Origin of the sequence: Streptomyces sp. NPDC059866 (genome assembly GCF_042731325.1) — a bacterium.
In the GTDB taxonomy this organism is placed as follows: Bacteria; Actinomycetota; Actinomycetes; order Streptomycetales; family Streptomycetaceae; genus Streptomyces; species Streptomyces flavusporus.
The window spans coordinates 207,329-224,053 of sequence record NZ_JBHWJT010000017.1 but is presented as its reverse complement, the minus strand read 5'-3'; the positions used below and the strand labels follow the sequence as shown (position 1 = coordinate 224,053).

The 16,725-nt window shown below is 72.2% G+C and carries 18 protein-coding genes and 1 pseudogene; 11 read left to right on the top strand and 8 right to left on the bottom strand.

Annotated features, from left to right (window positions below):
* The 3 genes from ACFV7R_RS26685 to ACFV7R_RS26675 form a co-directional block, all read left to right on the top strand.
* Positions 1–732, top strand: a 732-nt coding sequence (locus tag ACFV7R_RS26685; RefSeq protein WP_385267768.1) for an IS200/IS605 family accessory protein TnpB-related protein, incomplete at its 5' end; no start/stop codon positions are given.
* Between the two features lie 222 nt (positions 733–954).
* Positions 955–1,656, top strand: a complete 702-nt coding sequence (locus ACFV7R_RS26680) for a Type 1 glutamine amidotransferase-like domain-containing protein (RefSeq protein WP_385267802.1) — start codon at positions 955–957, stop codon at positions 1,654–1,656.
* Between the two features lie 43 nt (positions 1,657–1,699).
* Positions 1,700–1,915 (top strand): hypothetical protein, encoded by a 216-nt coding sequence (locus tag ACFV7R_RS26675; RefSeq protein WP_374328958.1) that lies wholly within the window; start codon positions 1,700–1,702, stop codon positions 1,913–1,915.
* A gap of 11 nt (positions 1,916–1,926) precedes the next feature.
* Here ACFV7R_RS26675 and prcB read toward each other — a convergent pair whose 3' ends face one another.
* The 4 genes and pseudogenes from prcB to ACFV7R_RS26655 form a co-directional block, all read right to left on the bottom strand.
* Positions 1,927–2,781 (bottom strand): proteasome subunit beta, encoded by an 855-nt coding sequence (gene prcB / locus ACFV7R_RS26670; RefSeq protein WP_385267767.1) that lies wholly within the window; start codon positions 2,779–2,781, stop codon positions 1,927–1,929.
* A 74-nt stretch (positions 2,782–2,855) separates the two neighbouring features.
* Positions 2,856–3,797, bottom strand: a complete 942-nt coding sequence (locus ACFV7R_RS26665) for a YbhN family protein (RefSeq protein ID WP_385267765.1) — start codon at positions 3,795–3,797, stop codon at positions 2,856–2,858.
* A 246-nt stretch (positions 3,798–4,043) separates the two neighbouring features.
* Positions 4,044–4,377 (bottom strand): annotated as a pseudogene (locus ACFV7R_RS26660) (hypothetical protein).
* 28 nt (positions 4,378–4,405) lie between these two features.
* A complete protein-coding gene (locus ACFV7R_RS26655) occupies positions 4,406–4,801 on the bottom strand; it encodes a YybH family protein (protein ID WP_385267763.1) in 396 nt (131 codons plus the stop codon).
* Between the two features lie 88 nt (positions 4,802–4,889).
* Between ACFV7R_RS26655 and ACFV7R_RS26650 the strand changes: the two genes are divergently transcribed.
* Positions 4,890–5,525 (top strand): nucleoside/nucleotide kinase family protein, encoded by a 636-nt coding sequence (locus ACFV7R_RS26650; RefSeq protein WP_385267761.1) that lies wholly within the window; start codon positions 4,890–4,892, stop codon positions 5,523–5,525.
* Between the two features lie 38 nt (positions 5,526–5,563).
* Here the strand turns inward: ACFV7R_RS26650 and ACFV7R_RS26645 are convergent, their stop codons facing one another.
* Complete coding sequence (locus ACFV7R_RS26645; RefSeq protein WP_385267759.1) at positions 5,564–7,456, bottom strand: hypothetical protein; 1,893 nt, start codon at positions 7,454–7,456, stop codon at positions 5,564–5,566.
* Positions 7,457–7,618: 162 nt separating this feature from the next.
* Here ACFV7R_RS26645 and ACFV7R_RS26640 point away from each other — a divergent pair, with 162 nt between their 5' ends.
* From ACFV7R_RS26640 to ACFV7R_RS26630, 3 genes are all read left to right on the top strand, one after another.
* Positions 7,619–9,223: a glycosyltransferase family 39 protein gene (locus ACFV7R_RS26640; protein WP_385267800.1), complete on the top strand. Its 1,605-nt coding sequence runs from the start codon at positions 7,619–7,621 to the stop codon at positions 9,221–9,223.
* Between the two features lie 92 nt (positions 9,224–9,315).
* The gene (locus ACFV7R_RS26635; protein ID WP_385267757.1) at positions 9,316–10,239 is read left to right on the top strand and encodes a MurR/RpiR family transcriptional regulator; all 924 of its coding nucleotides are present in this window, start codon (positions 9,316–9,318) and stop codon (positions 10,237–10,239) included.
* Between the two features lie 208 nt (positions 10,240–10,447).
* Complete coding sequence (locus tag ACFV7R_RS26630) at positions 10,448–10,828, top strand: hypothetical protein (protein WP_224736273.1); 381 nt, start codon at positions 10,448–10,450, stop codon at positions 10,826–10,828.
* 60 nt (positions 10,829–10,888) lie between these two features.
* On the opposite strand, the gene ACFV7R_RS26625 is transcribed toward ACFV7R_RS26630, so the two are convergent.
* Positions 10,889–11,239 (bottom strand): MarR family transcriptional regulator, encoded by a 351-nt coding sequence (locus ACFV7R_RS26625; RefSeq protein WP_385267755.1) that lies wholly within the window; start codon positions 11,237–11,239, stop codon positions 10,889–10,891.
* A gap of 131 nt (positions 11,240–11,370) precedes the next feature.
* On the opposite strand from ACFV7R_RS26625, the gene ACFV7R_RS26620 reads away from it, so the two are divergent.
* The 3 genes from ACFV7R_RS26620 (at position 11,371) to ACFV7R_RS26610 (ending at position 13,513) form a co-directional block, all read left to right on the top strand.
* On the top strand, positions 11,371–12,087 hold the full coding sequence (locus ACFV7R_RS26620) for an ANTAR domain-containing protein (RefSeq protein ID WP_385267753.1): 717 nt from the start codon (positions 11,371–11,373) through the stop codon (positions 12,085–12,087).
* A gap of 115 nt (positions 12,088–12,202) precedes the next feature.
* Entirely contained in the window at positions 12,203–12,937 is a 735-nt protein-coding gene (locus ACFV7R_RS26615) for a TetR family transcriptional regulator (protein WP_385267751.1), read from the top strand.
* A gap of 162 nt (positions 12,938–13,099) precedes the next feature.
* The gene (locus tag ACFV7R_RS26610) at positions 13,100–13,513 is read left to right on the top strand and encodes a Zn-ribbon domain-containing OB-fold protein (protein ID WP_385267799.1); all 414 of its coding nucleotides are present in this window, start codon (positions 13,100–13,102) and stop codon (positions 13,511–13,513) included.
* Positions 13,514–13,524: 11 nt separating this feature from the next.
* On the opposite strand, the gene ACFV7R_RS26605 is transcribed toward ACFV7R_RS26610, so the two are convergent.
* Both ACFV7R_RS26605 and ACFV7R_RS26600 read right to left on the bottom strand, forming a co-directional pair.
* Positions 13,525–13,911: a PPOX class F420-dependent oxidoreductase gene (locus tag ACFV7R_RS26605; protein WP_129803117.1), complete on the bottom strand. Its 387-nt coding sequence runs from the start codon at positions 13,909–13,911 to the stop codon at positions 13,525–13,527.
* 24 nt (positions 13,912–13,935) lie between these two features.
* Positions 13,936–15,114: a MalY/PatB family protein gene (locus ACFV7R_RS26600; protein WP_385267749.1), complete on the bottom strand. Its 1,179-nt coding sequence runs from the start codon at positions 15,112–15,114 to the stop codon at positions 13,936–13,938.
* A gap of 202 nt (positions 15,115–15,316) precedes the next feature.
* On the opposite strand from ACFV7R_RS26600, the gene ACFV7R_RS26595 reads away from it, so the two are divergent.
* Positions 15,317–16,681, top strand: coding sequence for a S1 family peptidase (locus ACFV7R_RS26595; protein ID WP_385267747.1), 1,365 nt, complete (start codon positions 15,317–15,319; stop codon positions 16,679–16,681).
* Positions 16,682–16,725 lie beyond the last annotated feature (44 nt).

Genomic DNA, 16,725 nt, shown 5'->3' with positions numbered 1-16,725 from the left:
GAAACGGCCCGCGCGCACGGCCTGATCGGGGTGGACACCAACGCCGACCACCTCGCCGCCTGGCGCCTCGACACCCATGGCAACCCCGTCGGCGCACCACTCCGGTTCGGCTACGACCTCACCGGCACCGCCGAACACCGCGACGCGCAGGTGAGGCACGCCCTGATCCGCCTGCTGCACTGGGCCAGACGCCACGGCCTCGCGATCGCGATCGAGGACCTCGACTTCGCTACGGAGAAGACCCGCGAGAAGCACGGCCGCCGCAAACGCTTCCGCAACCTCATCTCCGGCATGCCCGTCAGCAGGCTGCGGGCCCGGCTCGTGTCCATGGCGGCCGAACTCGGCATCACCATCGTCGCCGTGGACCCGGCCTACACCAGCAAGTGGGGCGCCCGGCACTGGCAGAAGCCTCTCACCAGCAAGACTCGCAAGACCACCCGCCACGACGCGGCCGCCGTGGCGATCGGCAGGCGCGCCCTGGGGCACCCGATCCGGCGACGGACGGCACCGCCCCCGCACGACCGGAGCGATCGTGCGGGGCATCGGACCGCCCAGGCCCGACCGGGCACCCCGGGGCGTGAGGGAAACCGCCCCCGCATCCCCGGACCACGGACACGATCCGTGCGCGCCGGACGCGGCGAGAACGCGGTCGACCAGAACGCCCAACACCGTTCGGGGCGTTCGGCTGAGCATGAGTCCTGGCAACAGGACTCACTCCCGCTCAGTCTTTAGGAACGGTGCGGCGTCCTCCTGCTCCTCGTTGGTTCCGGTGGGCTGGTACACGTCGTCCGCCATCGGTTCGGGCTCAGTCCCTTCCGTTCCCATGGCTGCCTCCCTGTCACACTGCGATCGGTCCGTCCCCCTCCGCGTTTCCCGCCCCGCTGCCCTGACACGTTCCGTTCCACGCACCCGCCCAGGAGGTATCCCCGTGACACCGTCCGCACCCCGCGACGTCTGGCCCTGCTCGGCGGGGGCTTCTCCACCGACGAGGACGGGCTGCTGGACGAGTGGGTGCTCGGCCAGGCACGCACCTCACGGCCCAAGGTCTGCTTCGTGCCCACCGCGAGCGGAGACGCCCCCGGCTACGCCGAGAAATTCCTCACCGCGTTCCGGTCACGCGCATGCGAGCCCGCCGTCCTGTCACTGTTCCGCCGGGAACTCGACGACGACGCACTGCGCACGTTCCTGCTCGCGCAGGACGTCGTGTACGTCGGCGGCGGCAGCACCGCGAACCTGCTGGCGGTCTGGCGCACACACGGCGTGGACCGGCTGCTGGGCGAGGCCTACGACCGCGGGACCCTGCTGTGCGGAATCAGCGCCGGCGCCAACTGCTGGGCCGAGGCCTCCCACACCGACTCCTTCGGCCCGCTGGACGTCCTGCGCGACGGCCTGGGCCTGCTGCCGGGCTCGGTCTGCCCGCACTACGACAGCGAACCGGGCCGCCGCCCCTCGTACCGGGAGGCGGTGGCGTCCGGCGCGCTGCCCGCCGGGTGGGCGGTGGACGACGGTGTGGGGGCACTCTTCACGGAAGGTCTGCTCACCGAGACAGTCACGCGTGCCCGGGCCTCCCGTCTCCATCGGGTCGAGCCGGACGGAGGGGGCGGGGCCGTGGAGCATGCCCTGGGGGCTCGCCTGCTGGAACTCCGTATGAAGTGACCCTCATGCCGCGCCCGGCCGGCCCTACAGTGCGGGCATGAACATGAAGTGCTCGCAGTGCACAGCGGTCGGCCTGGAAGCCGGTTTCATCGAGGACGCCGGCGACCACTCCAACGGGTACGCACGGTGGATACCCGGCCCCCTGCAACGCGGCATCTTCGGCGGCGCCAAGCGCTTCGGCCGGCCCCGCTACCAGATCGACGCCTACCGCTGCCCCGCGTGCGGGCACCTGGAACTCTTCGCTCCCCACGAGGTGTGACCCGTGGCCGGTCACGGCGCCGCGGTCGGCCCGTCCGGCCGGCTGTGGCGCTGTTCGACCATCTCGCGGCTGAGTTCCTCCGTCTCCGCGGCGGGCATGCGCTCGAACCCGTCCTCGGTGATGACGGACACGACGGGGAAGATGCGGCGGCTGATGTCCGGGCCGCCGGTCGCGGAGTCGTCGTCGGCCGCGTCGTAGAGCGCCTGGAGCGCGGCCAGGGCGGCCTCGCGCCGGGACATGCCCGGGTGGAACAGTTTCTTCAACGCGCCTCGCGCGTACGGCGAACCGGAGCCCTCGGCGTGGAAGTCCCGCTTCTCGTACGCGCCGCCGGCGACGTCGAAGCTGAAGATGCGGCCCCGTTCGTCCTCGGCGGCCCTGACGTCGTAACCGGCCATGAGGGGGACGACGGCGAGGCCCTGCATGGCCTGGCCGAGGTTCTGCCGGATCATTCCGGCGAGCCGGGTCGCCTTCGCGCTGAGGGTCATCGGGATGCCCTCGATCTTCTCGAAGTGGGTCAGCTCGACCTGATAGAGCTTCACCATGTCCAGCGCGAGCCCGACGGTGCCCGCGAAGGCCACCGCGGTGTAGTCGTCCGCGGGGTGCACCTTCTCCAGGTCGCGCTGGGCGATGACGTTGCCCATGGTGGCCCTGCGGTCCCCGGCGACCATCACCCCGTCGCGGTAGGCGAGCGCCAGGACGGTGGTGCCGTGCGGGAACTGCTCCGGTGCCGCCCGGACGCCGTCGGGGAAGGGCGGGCGGGTGGGCAGCAGCGCCGGGCGGTGCGCCGCGAGGAACTCGGTGAAGGAGGAGCGGCCGGGAGTGAGGAACTCCTCCCCCAGACGTCCGCCGCTCTCGTGTCCTGCCATGCCACTTCCCCCTCGTCCATGGGTCGACAACCGGACTCCTACCTGTAGCGGGCGGACGGGAAACGCCGTCGCGGTCACAGGGCCTTGTGCCGGACGAGTACCGCCAGCACCAGCAGGCCCGGGATCAGCGGCAGCCACACGGTCAGGAGCCGGTAGCCGAGGACCGCGGACGCCGCCGCCGCGCCCGGCGCTCCGGCGGCCGTGAGGGCAAGGGCGAGGACCGCGTCGAGGGAGCCGAGGCCGCCCGGGGTGGGCAGCAGGGCGGCGGCGCTGCTGGCAGCCAGGTACACGAGGGCCACCCGGGCGGGATGCAGGGACAGGTCGACGGCCTGGGTGACGGCGATCAGAGCGACGGCGTGCAGCGCGGCGAAGGCCAGCGAGCCACCCCACAGGGCGGCCGCCCGTTGCGGCAGGGCGTGCACGGCCCGGACGTCCGTCGACACCGTCGCCAGGAGCTTTCTGCACCGGGGCCAGAGCCGGCCGGCCGGCAGCGCCGCGAGGCAGACGGCGGCGAGCGCCCCTGCCACGAACACGCCGGGAACGTGCGGCAGCCGCAGCAGCCCCGGGCAGGCCAGGGCGAGTACGGCGATCAGGGCGCCGCGCACCAGCCCGCCCGCCGCGGCCTTGACCGCGAGCGCGGTCAGCGATCGGGCTGCCGGAAGGCCGCAGCGCATCAGGAAGCGCAGGTTCACCGCGCCCGCGCCGAGGCCCGCGGGCAGCACGTGGTTGGCCGCCGAGGCGGCGAACTGGGCGGCGACCAGCCGCCCCGCGGGCAGCGGCTGGGGCACCGCGCCCTGCAGCGCGAGCGCGGAGCACAGCCAGGTCGCGGCCACCGCTGTCGCGCCCACCAGCAGCCAGCCGGGGTCGGCGACGGCGAGCCGGCCGACGCCGGTCTCCAGCACGGGCCAGTGCCGCCGGGCGAGGAGGCCGACGGCCACCAGGACGGCGACGGTGAGGAGGGTCTGCCATAAGGCCCGTCGGCGGGTGAGGGGGACGGCGTACTGCTCGGGTGTCATGCGGCCGGGCCCCCGCACGGCGCCGGTGCGACGTGCACTCGCAGGGCGCTGGGTGAACCCGGACGCAGCGCGCCGGCCCGGGTGACGCGCACGCTGTCGGTCATCGTCCTGGCCCCTCCCCACGGCTCACAGGGTTGCTGACGCCCTCCTGCAGTCCACGGACGCGGGGGCGGAAATCAGGGAAAACATGCAAAAACTAACCCACGCGGAGGGGATGTGCAGCGCTGCATACGGCCACACGCCGGCTCAGCGGGCGTTCGGTGTGCTCCCCGGTTCGGCGAGATCCTGCACCACGATGTCCGCGCCGTGCGCGTAGAGCGCGTCGGCCTGTCCGGCGCGGTCGACGCCGACGACGTACCCGAATCCGCCGGCGCGGCCCGCGTCCATGCCGTCCGTCGATGTACTCGTCGTAGTCGGCGCCGGCGTCGAACGGCCGGAAACGCTCGCCCTCGCGGTCGCGCAGGAAGGCGTCGAACGTCTCCTTCCAGGCGGCCGCGTGCACGACGGCCGTCCTGGTGACGACCCCGTCGAGATCGAACAGGCAGGCCAGGACTGCTTCGGGAAGACCGAGCTCCGTCATCCCGGAAGGGGTTCCCCGCGCGGGGGGATCAGTCGTGCGGGAACGAGTGGTGCTCGTGTGCGACCTGCCAGCGGCCGTCCACCTTGCGCAGGCCGAGCGTCAGCCGCAGACGCAGGGTGGGCCGTTCGGCGAGTTCCTGGGGTGTGCCGCAGCGCAGCAGCGCATGGGCGTAGGCGACGTCGGTGCCCGCGGTGACGTCCAGGGACTCGATCTCGAAGGAGGCGCCCTGGGCCTGCCACTCGAAGAACGGCGGCCAGCTGGCGCGGTACGCGGCGAGTCCGTGGATGCCCTCGTGGGGCGGGGGCACATCGAACATGACGATGTCCTCCGTGTGGTCCGCGAGGACCGCCTCGAGGTCGCCGCGGTGGACGGCGTCGGCCCACCCGGTGACGAGGGTACGGATCTGCTGTTCGTCGTCGGTCATGATCCTTCGGCTCCTTTCTCCCCACTCCGGTCGACTCCCCGCAGTCCCGGAAATCATCGCCGTATGCCCGGATGCCACACTCTGCTGTGTGCCGGTGACCTTCGATGACCTCCTGGCCCGTGCCCGGGCCCTCGCAGCGCACGGCCGGCGGGCCGTCCTCGGCATCGCCGGCAGCCCCGGCGCGGGCAAGACGACCCTGGCCGAGCGCCTGGTGCGGGACCTGAACGGCACCGGCCGGCCCTGGGTCGCCCACGTCCCCATGGACGGCTTCCATCTGGCCGACGCGGAACTGGACCGGCTCGGCCGCCGGGACCGCAAGGGCGCGCCCGACACCTTCGACGCCGCCGGGTACGCCGCGCTGCTGCGGCGCCTGCACGACGAGGCCGACGACGGCATCGTGTACGCGCCCGGTTTCGAACGCGTCCTGGAACAGCCGATCGCGGGGGCGATCCCGGTGCCGCCGGCCGCCCGGCTGATCGTGACCGAGGGCAACTACCTGCTGCTGGGCACGGGGGCGTGGGCGCGGGTGCGACCCCAGCTGGACGAGGTGTGGTTCTGCGAACTGGCCGAGCCCGAGCGGATCCGCCGTCTGACCGCCCGGCACGAGGAGTTCGGCAAGGGCCCCGATCAGGCGCGGGCGTGGGTACTGGGCCCGGACCAGCGCAATGCCGACCTGGTGGCGAGGACACGGGACCGGGCGGACCTGGTCGTGCCCACCGGCTAGTGCCGCGGCACTGGCTGCCCGGAGGTCTGCCTAGCCGGTCACCGGGTCCCGGCGGGCCGCCCGCCGGGCGTGGGCCGGGCCGGTGCCGGGCGGCAGGCCTCCAGCGTCAGCTCCGGCTCCCCGTGGGCGTCGCCCGCCGCGTCGCCGATCAGGGCGGTGAAGGCCTCGGTGCGGACGGTCAGACCGTGTGGCCCCGCCTCGAAGGACGGCGTGAACGGGGCGCCCGGAGCGCCGCCGTGCCGGACGGCGAAGACATGCAGGTCCTCCGGGGCGCCGGGGGCCGGTCCCGCCTCCAGAGCGGTGGAGGCGAGCAGGTGGCGCCAGCCCTCGTCCGGGTTGCCGAAGCCGCGCGGGTCGGCGGCCAGCGCGAAGGCCGCCTGCTCCTGGGTGACCTCCGCACGGGCGTCGAAGTGCTGTGCGTCCCGTGTCGGAGGGTGGGTCAGCCGCAGGGTGCCGGCACCGGCCACGTCGGCGGCCTGCGCGGTCCTGCGTACGCGCTCGCCGTCGTCCGCGGCGTACGGCAGGCCGGCGAGCAGATACGGCGTCCCCTCCAGTCGCTCGACGGCGACCGTCGTCCACAGGTGCGTTCCGTCGGTGACGTACAGGGATCGCACATGGCGCAGGACGTGGTCGCGGTCGACGACCGGCTTGGTGACCAGTTTGGCGGTCAGTTCGCCGGTGCTCACGTCGCGGACGCGGACCGCGCCGAACGGGCGGCACAGCAGGAAGCCGTCGGTGACCGGCCCGAAGCCGTGCTGCCGGTGGACGACGGCGGGCAGGTGGTAGGTGCCGCCGGCCTCGATCAGCGAGGGGGTCATCCGGTCGTCGAAGGCCACCGAGACGCTGCCCGCGCGCAGTTGGTGGCGGGCCGGGGCGGTCGAGGGCGTACGGTGCCACCCCGGCGTGTCCTGGATCTGCCAGACGAGCATGAAGGCGAAGTGGCCGTCGAGGCCGCCGTCGGGCCTGGTCGCATGCCGGGCCCAGCGGGTGTCGCCCCGGTAGCGCCCCAGGTCGGCGCCGATCCGGCGGCCGAAGTGGCGCAGGCCCAGGACCGCTTCGAAGCCGCAGTGCTGTTCGCTGTAGCGCGGCCCGCCCACGTCGAAGCCGCCGGTGGTCAGGCGGGCGTCGAGACAGCGGGCGAGCGCGTCGCCGTCCTCGGCGAAGACCTTCTCGCCGCTGATCCGGTGGGCCTGGGCGAGGAACGACAGGGAGATGGGACCGTAGTTGTTGTCGTACGCCCCGCCGTGCTCGGGCGGCAACAGCGCACCCCGGTCACGGATGCGGCGGGCGCGGATCTCCTCGGCGTACAGACGCATCGCGCGTGAGCGGACCGACTCCCCCTGTGCGGGCGGGAGATGGCGGGCCAGCATCAGGCCGGCGACCACGCAGCCGATCGCCTGGTTGGCCGCCTCCTGCGGGTTGAAGAAGGTGGCCTCGGTCAGCCAGCCCCAGTATCCGACCGCCAACTCGAGCAGTTCCAGGCATGGTTCGTCGTCGAGGAGTCCGTCGGCCGTGTCGAGCACGTCGACCGCCTGGAGCAGCGCCCAGACCGTGCTCGGCCAGTCGCCGTGCGGGTGGGCGCCCGGCTCGAGGACGTAACGGGCGTACGGCAGGCCCGAGTCGCGGATCCTGAGGTTCGGATAGCCGGGGTTGTCCTCCCGGAACACCCGTTCGCGCAGGTGGAAGGCGAGGCTGCGGTGCACGGCCGGCGGCAGCCGAGGGTCTCTGCCGTGCTGCCAGGCGAGCGCGAGCAGGGACGTGACACCCAGGGAGGTGTCGCCGACGTCGAGAACGGCAGCCGGGTGTTCGAGGCTGCCGTCCCGCGTGATCCGCGCCAGCGCCTGCTCGGCGACCTGTGCGAGAACGGCGTCGTAGGCCTCCGGTGTGTCCGGCAGATCGTGCAACGGGCCTCGCTGGTGAGGGAGATGCACGTCGGTTCGCCCCTTTCGTCGGGGAGGCCGGCGTCTCGCGGAACGCGGACACGCCGACCGTGTCAGGCATTCCCCCGACGGGATCGAGCTGAACTCCGGCGCGCTGCGCGCCGTACCCCACTGCACGGCAGACGGTCTGTCGGTACTTCCGCGGAGCGGATGATGACGCACGTCCGGCACTGGATCAGCCGCAAGCGGTGGCCGGCGCCGCTGGTCGCGGCCCTGTTGCTGGGCCAGATGGCCGTCGCCATGGTGACCGGCGCCGCGCAGCAGACGCCGACGATCGACGAGCCCGTCTACGTGGGCACGGGCACCGTGTACCTGCGCGAGCACGAGCTGCGCCACAACCCGGAGCATCCGCCGCTCGGCAAGCTGGTCATCGGCGCCGGGGCGGCCCTCGCCGATCCGCACCTCGACTCTTCCTTCGAGGGCGGCCAGGCCGCGCTCGGGCGGCATCTGCTGTACGGGTCCGGCAACGATCCCTGGCGGCTGATGCTGTTCGCCCGGCTGCCGGTGATCGTGCTGACGCTGCTGTTCGGGCTCGTGGTGCTCGCCTTCGCACATGAACTTGCGGGCAGGGCGGGCGGGTTGGCGGCACTCGCCCTGTACGCCCTCTCCCCCGACGTCATCGCCCACGGCTCGCTGGCCACGCTGGACGTTCCGACGGCCGGGTTCCTGCTGACGGCGGTGTGGCTGCTGTGGCGGGCCAGGCATCGGCCGTGGCGGTACCTGCCGCTCGCGGGCGCGGCGCTCGGGGCGGCCCTGGCGACGAAGATGAGCGCGCTCCCGGCGGTTCCGGTGCTGCTGGCCCTGGCCGTGCTGTCGGTCAGGTGCACGCGCCCGAGGCCGCGGGATCTGCTGTTGGGCGCCGCGCTGATGACGCTGACCGCCGTCACCGTCGTATGGGCCGCGTATGTCGCGGTCGATCCGTCGCTGCGCTGGACGCCCCGGCAGCATGTGCCGGCCGTTCACGGGCTGCGCGGTCACCTGGTCGGTCTGCTTCCGTTCCCCGAGGCGTACCGGGACGGGATGCGTATCCAGTTCGGGCTGGAGAACAAGCCGTGGCGGGGCTTCCTGTTCGGCCGCCAGTACACCGGTTCGCTCTGGTACTACCTGCCGGCCGCGCTGCTGGTGAAGACCCCGCTCGGCATGCTCGTCCTCTGGGCGGCGGGGGCCGTGACGGTGGTGGTGGTACGGCGGCTGCGGCCGGCCGCGCCGTATCTGCTCGCCCCCGCCGCCGTACTGCTGGTCTCGGCCATGCAGGGCGGCCGGGACTTCGGCACCCGGTACGCCGTCTTCCTGCCGGTGTTCCTCGCGGTGGCAGCCGGCTGCGTCCTCCTCCTGCGACGGCGGTGGGCCCCCGCGGTGACGGGGGCGCTGGTGACCTTCGTGGCCGTCAGTTCCCTACGGGCGTACCCCTCCTACCTGCCGTACTCCAACGAGGCGTTCGGCGGACCGGAGAAGACCCGTCTGCGGCTGCACGACTCCAACGTGGACTGGGGACAGGACCTCGGCCGGCTCGCCGACCGGTTGCGCGAGCGCCATGGGGGCGAGCGGATCTGGCTCGTGTACAAGGGCAGCGGGGTGCCCTCGTTCTACGGCATCGAGGCGGCCGATCCGCGCCGGGTGCCGGCCGACGAAGTGCACGGGCTGCTGGTCGTGTCCGGCTCGGCGGCCGCCACGGCCACCGGGCGGCTGGCCGAGCTGATCGCGAGCAGCCGGCCGGTCGGCGAGGTCGGGCACTCGATCACCCTGTACCGCCGGTAACAAGGCCGGTGCCGACGAGTAGCGTGCACCCCTGACCGCCACGGTCCGTGAGCTATGTTGAAGCTCCGTGGGAAGCAGAAGGAGGCGCACCGGTGCCATCGCCGCAGCAGGCACGCGCACAGGCATCCGCGATCACCTCGGGGAAGACCGCCACCGAGCCGGGGGCTGCCCCGACTTCCCAGCTCAGGGCGCTGTTCGACCGGCCGCGACTGTCGCCGGGTCAGCGGCGGATCGCCCAGTACCTGATCGAGCACATCACCGAAGCGGCGTTCCTCTCGATCACCGATCTCGCCGACCGCGTCGGCGTCAGCCAGCCGTCGGTGACGCGTTTCGCCGCCGCGGTGGGCTTCAGTGGTTACCCCGCGCTACGGGAGAAACTCCAGTCGATCGCCCTCGGCACCCTCGCGGGCGGCCCCGCTGCGGCCGAGGAAGAGCGCGGCAACGAACTCCAGGCGGCGGTCGACGCCGAGATCGAGAACCTGGAGAACCTCCGCCGCGACTTCGCCGACCCCGACCAGGTCATCGAGATCGGCCGCAAGCTGTCGGAGTCGACCCCGCTGACCGTTCTGGGCCTGCGCATCTCCGCTTCGCTGGCCGAGTACTTCGCTTACGCCGCGCGCCGCATCCATCCGGACGTGCGGCTGGTGACCCTGGGCGGCAGCGTCGCCTACGACGCGCTGCTCCAGTCCCGAGAGGCCGGCGGCACCTGGGTGCTGGCGTTCTCCCTGCCCCGGCACGCCCAGGAGACACTGGCCGCCGTGCGTCTGGCGCGCGGCGCCGGGCTGCGCGTGGCCCTGATCACCGACCTGGCGCTCGGCCCGGTGGCCGACGAGGCGGACGTCACCTTCGCCACCGGAACGGGTTCGCGCCTGGTGTTCGACTCCTATGCCGCGCCGGGTGTGATGGCGGCCGCGCTGCTGCAGGCGATGACCGACGCCGACCCGGAACGGACACAGGCGCGGCTCGAGGCGTACGAACAGGTCTCGGACCAGCACCAGTTCTTCCTGCGGGACTGATCCGCCCCCGGTTCGCCCACGCCGTGAGGCATCACAAGCGGATCATCCACAACAAATCACGCATGAATGTTTTCATACGCCTTGCAAAGCGATCGGCATATATAAATACTGCTCGCGGATCCGCACCCGGGGCGGTCCCGGTCACTCCCCTAGACCGGGGCCGCCCCACCCGTCGGACCGCCCTCTGCGCCGCAGCACACCGGAAGCGATGATCATGCCCCTGACGTCCACGCGCATCAGCCCGGACTGGCCGTGCCAGGTCAAGACCCCCGGCAGCTACGACTGGGAGCGCTCGGCGGCCAAGTGGCTGCGTGAGCTGGTGCCGGCGCGCTATGCCGGCTATCCGGCGCTGATCCGCCACCCCGTGCTGCTCGCCCGCCACGCCCAGATCCAGGTGCAGCACGAGATCCGGGTGGCCCGCACCGCTCTGCAGACCGCGCGGGCCGACCTGCCGAGGCTCGGCATGCCGGAGTCGGTCATCGAGCACACGATCAAGCTGTACGCCGCCGAGGTACTCCAGCTCCAGCACATCGCGCGCAGTGTGCGGGCGGTCACCGAGGCGCTGGTGGAGCACAACGCCGGTCGCTGAGGGGCGAGTCCTGGTTCAGCGCCGTCGAACTGCCCGACGGCATCATGCTCGAGGCCGCGCTCAGCCGTCGCCGACGGTCGCTCCCCTGCCCGCCGGATTCCGGGTGCGGCTGTCCTCGTCACGGACGAGCAGGGCGAGCAGGGCGGCCACGGTCAGCCCGGACTCGGCCGGGTGACGCAGTACCTTGCCCGGCTCGATGCGGTACGTGTTGCTGCGCCCCGCACGCGTGTGGGACAGGTATCCGGCCTGCTCCAGATCAGCAATGATCTTCTGCACGGCGCGCTCGGTCAGCCTGCAGTGCGCCGCGATGTCGCGCACGCGGGCGTTGTGGTCATCGGCGATGGCGGCCAGCACACGGGCGTGATTGGTGAGGAAGGTCCATCCGGTATGCGGCTCAAGCACTCCACCCATGCTCCAACCATACGACCGAGCGTTCCCGCATAGCAAAACGCGAAATTCATTTCATGTATCCCTTGACGTCTTCCAGATGGGCGAAGACTCTGGAGACGACAGCAAGCAGGAATTCCGAGGGAGCGTCGGCCATGCCGGAGTCTCTGTTCTCTCCGCAGCCCCCCACCGCTGAACTCTCCGGCCGCACCGGGGCGGACGGCACCTCCGCGGCGCTGCAGCCGCGAGAACTGTCGATCGACACCCGCCCCGACGGCGCCCGCACGGTCGTTGTGATACGCGGGGAGCTGGGGCTGCATGTCGACGACGACCTGCGGGCCGCCCTCCGCGACGCCCTCGGAGCGGCGGCCGAGGGCATCGACCTGGACCTGAGCGGTGTCGGTTTCTGCGACTGCTCGGCGCTCAATGTCCTGCTCGGCGTCCGCGAACAGGCCGTGGCCGAGGGCAAGACGGTGACGATCCGCTCCGTCGGACCCGGCACCGAGCGGCTGCTCACCCTGACGGGCACTCTGCCGCTGTTCATGTTCGGGTCCGAGAACTCCGACGGAGACGGCGAGCACGCCCTGGGGGTCGAAGTCGTCCAGCTCCGCCGGGCCATGCAGACCCGGCCGACCATCGATCTGGCCCGCGGAGTTCTGATGGCCACGTTCGGTCTGAGCCCGCAGGACGCCTGGCAGGTGCTGGTGACGGTGTCGCAGCACACGAACACCAAGCTCCATCGCCTGGCCGAGGACCTGGTGACCGCCGTACAGGGGGATCCGCTGCCCGAAGCGGTGCAGCACGAGGTGGCCGCGGCCGTGGCGCGACTGTCCGCGTCCGCCGACCAGGAGGGCGAGTCGGCCGACGACTGAGAGCGCCCCGGGGGACGGCTGCCTGCAGCTACGACGGTCGGCGGGCACGGCACTCAGTTCCCTGAGATCGATGCACTGAGTGCCATCACACCAGCCCGGATGCTAGTTTCCGTCCATGAGCTCCAGCAGCACAGCCCCCGGCCGAGACGCCAAGGCACGGGCGGCCGACGCCAAACCGCCGATGCGGGAAGCCCTGGTCGCGGCGGCGTTCCAGCTCTTCCTGGAGCGAGGCTACGAACAGACCACCGTCGACGACATCGTGGCCCTCGCGGGAGTCGGGCGGCGGTCCTTCTTCCGTTACTTCCCCTCCAAGGAGGACGTGGTATTCCCCGACCACGAACGGTGCCTGGCCGACATGACGGCCTTCCTCGCGGCCGGCACCGGGGACGAGGAGCCGGTCGGGCGGGTCTGCGACGCTGCCCGCCTGGTGCTGGGCCTGTACGCCGAGAACCCGGCCTTCTCCGTGCAGCGCTACCGGCTCACCAAGAAGGTGCCCGGCCTGCGGGCGTACGAACTGTCCGTGGTGTGGCGCTACGAGCGCGCCCTCGCCGAGTACCTGCGCGCGCGCTTCGCGAGCCGGCGCGACGGGAACCTGCGGGCCGACGTGATCGCGGCCGCGGTGGTCGCCGCGCACAACAACGCCCTGCGTTCCTGGCTGCGTTCGGACGGGCAGGGCGACGCGACCGCCGCGATGGACCACGCACTGGGTCTGGTCCAGTCCGCCTTCGGCACCGCTCCCCCGCCCCCGGCCGACGAGCGGCCCGAGGACGTGGTGGTCGTCGTCTCCCGGCGTGGGGCGCCACTGTGGCGCGTGGTGCAGGAGATCGAAACCACGCTGGCCCGCGACTGATCCCGACGGCAGGTCACAGAAACTGAGGGTACGGAGTGTCTTTACGAGTGACACTCAGTGCCATACGCTGTGGCCGTGCACGGTGGCACGGCGAACCGCGCACCCGCGTACACGGTGCGGCGTGCACGCGGATCTCCGGCCGAGCGCAGGGAGTTGACCAGCGTGTACCACCCCTCAGGAAGCGTCACTCAGCAGGCATCCGGCTCCGCGGCGGGCGTCCTCGACCCCACGGCCCAGGACACGGACGCGATGCTCTACCAGCGCTGCACATGGTGCGGCACCGCCATGTACCACCGGCTGCTGTGTCCGGTCTGTCAGGGCAGTGACCTGCGGACGGAACGCAGCGAGGGCATCGGCACGGTCCGCCACAGCACGATCGTGCACCGCAACACGCCTGCGGCGCGCAATGTGTCCCTGATCGAGATGTCCGAGGGGTTCGTGGTGCGGGGTCGCGTCATGGGCCCGCCGGTGGGCATCCACAGCGGGGACCGGGTACGGCTGTCCACGGCCAAGGACCCGGTGCGGGGCGAGCCGGTGTTCCAGCTGCTCGACGAGCCGTACCGGGCCTGGACCTGACGGACCGTCCCTCAGCCGGTCGGCGTCACGCGGATCCCCACGGTGCCGTTCGGTCCGCGCCTCAGCCGGCTGCCGAGCAGCGTGAGGCGGCCCACGACGCCGTACTTGCGGGCGATGAGCTGCCGATAGCGTGCCGTGGTCGCCGGGTCGGTGATCTCGGCGGTGGCCGGGACCTGCTCGCCGGTGGGGTTGCCGCGCAGGTCGCAGGGGCCGACGAGAACGTCCGAGCGGTTCCGGATCCGCTTGACCTTCCAGGAGTCGGCGACCGTCCAGACGCCGAGCGCGTCACCGTCGGCAACCACCCAGACGGGGGTGGGGACCGGGGTGCCGTTCCTGCGGTAGCTGGTGATCAGCAGGTACTTGCCGGCACCGAGCCGGTCCAGTGACGAGTCGTCCATGGCCGGAAGTGTAGGCAGCCCCGCTCACCCCAGCGCGGTGGCCATCCGCCGTACCGCCTCCGTGAGGATCTCCGGTGACGTGGCCAGGTTCAGCCGTACGTGCCCGACGCCCCCCGCGCCGAAGGGGATCCCGGAGTTGAGAGCGACGCGGCCGCGGTGCAGGAAGACGTCCGCCGGGTCGTCGCCGAGGCCGAGCGCCCGGCAGTCCAGCCAGGCGAGGTAGGTGGCCTCGCCGGGTCGGTAGCCGACCGCGGGCAGGTGCTCGGCGAGCAGGTCGGCGAGCAGGCGCCGGTTGTCGTCGAGGCCCGCGAGCACGGCGTCCAGCCAGGCGGTTCCCTCGCGCAGGGCCGCGGTGTGGGCGATGACGCCGAGGTGGCTGGGGCCGTGGCTGACCTCCTCGGGCAGCCGGGCGAGGTCGGCGGCGGCCGCCGGTCCTGCGACGGCGAGGGCGGCCTTGAGCCCGGCGAGGTTCCATGCCTTGGACGCCGACATCAGCGACAGTCCGCGCTCGCCGCCCGGGACGCTCAGGTACGGCACGAAGCCGGCCCCGGCGAGGACGAGCGGCGCGTGGATCTCGTCGGCGACCACACGCACGCCGTACCGATCGGCGAGGCGGGCGACGGCGGACAGTTCCGCGGCGGTGTGCACGGTGCCTGTCGGGTTGTGCGGGCTGCACAACAGGAACGCGGCCCGCCGTCCGTCCGCCACGGCCTGCCGGAAGGTCTCCTCCAGCGTGCCGAAGTCGATCCGCAGGTCGGGGCCGAGCGGAGCCTCGACCACCCGCCGGTCCATGTGCGTCACGAACTGGAAGAACGGCGGATACACGGGCGGATTGACCACCACGGCGTCCCCGGGCCCCGTCACCAGCCTGATCATCTCCACGACACCCAGCATCACGTCCGGCACGATCGCCGTGCGCTCCACGGCGAGCCCGGCCCACCCCCACCGCTTCTGAGCGAAGTCGGCCAGCGCCTCGGCGTAGGCGGTGCCCGCGGGATAGCCGGTGTCCCCGATGGCGAGCGCGTCCGTGACGGCGCGCACGACGGGTTCGGCGAGCGGCACGTCCATCTCGGCCACCCACAGCGGCAGCACGTCGTCGGGGTAGGTGCGCCACTTCATGCTCGTACGGCGTCGCAGGAGCTCGAGCCCCAGGGCGCGCAACGGATTCGGTTCACCGGACGGTTCGTGCAGGATCCTCGTCATGGGCACAAGATAGGTCGCTGTGGTGTGTCCGATCAGGAGGCCGGTGACCGCCGCCGAGGAGCGACCCGCACGACCGAACGAATTGAGCCGTTCGCCCTCCGGGTGAACGCGGCCGGGCCCCGGCACGTATGGAGGGAGGGCGCTCAACCACCCGGGCGCCCCGCGGTGTTGCAGCCGCGAGTTCGGGGTTCGGGAGCCATGCATGAGGCACGCACGACGACGGATCGTCCGGCGAGTGACACGGCTGGCGGCGGTCGGCGGACTTCTGCTCGGGGCGGGGATGGTCACCCAGGCCGTGGCGAGCGAACCCTCCGGCTCCCCGGGGGCGCCGAACGCTTCCGTCCGGTCGGCCGCGGGCACCGGCTCGGACCTCGTGGAGCGGCTCGGCACCGCCCGTACGGCAGGCACCTGGATCGGCTCCGACGGGCGACCGGTCGTCGCGGTCACCGACGAGGACGCCGCGGCCGAGGTCCGGCGGGCCGGCGCGACCGCGAAGGTCGTGCGGCACAGCATGCGTGAGCTGAAGTCGGCGACGGCGACGCTGCGTTCGGCACCGCGGGTGGCCGGCACGGCATGGATGCTGGACTACCGGTCGAACGAGGTGGTGGTACGGGGTGACAGCACCGTCTCCGCCGCCGACTGGTCCGAGTTGACCGAAGTCGCGGACGGCATCGGCGGCTTCGTACGCATGGAGCGCACCAAGGGCACCTTCACGACACGCCTCAACGGCGCGCAGGCCATGCTCTCCACCGCTGGGCGCTGTTCCGCGGGCTTCAACGTCACCGACGGTGAGACCGACTTCATTCTCACCGCCGGTCACTGCGGCCCCGACGGTTCCGTCTGGTTCGCCGACAACGAGGGGAACGAGCAGGTGGGCAAGACCGTGACCGGGAGCTTCCCCGGCAACGACTACTCCCTCATCCAGTACGCGAACGGCCGGGCCGGACAAGGCGCCGACGTCGTGGCCGTCGGCGACGGGCAGGGAGTGCGGATCACGGGCACGGGCGAGGCGTCCGTCGGGCAGCGGGTGTTCCGCAGCGGCAGCACCACCGGACTGCGCGACGGTGAGGTCACCGGGCTCAACGCCACGGTGAACTACCCCGAGGGCACGGTCACCGGCCTCATCGAGACGAACGTGTGCGCCGAACCCGGGGACAGCGGCGGGCCGTTGTTCTCCGAGGGGATCGCGCTCGGGGTGACCTCGGGCGGCAACGGGGACTGCAACGCCGGCGGCACGACGTTCTTCCAGCCGGTGGGGCAGGCACTGTCCGCGCTCGGCGTACGCCTGATCACTTCCACGCCGGAGCAGGGCGCCTCTCCCGCACCCTCCGCTTCGGGAACCCAGAGCGCGATCGCTCCCCCGGACGCGGCGGAGCCCGGGGCGTCGGCTCCGGTGTCCGGCGAGGACGTCTCGGCGCTGCTGTCCCGGCTCGCGGACCCCCAGAACATCGGTCCGGGTCTGCTGGTCATCGCGGGCAGCCTGGTGGCGCTGGTGGCCACGCGGTGGATCCGGACGGAACAGGACCGCAAGGCCTACCAGCGGTATTACTCGGCAACGTGGGGGTGACGAAGGGGTACGGGAGGCGCCGTCAGGCCGGGGAGCACCGGCCG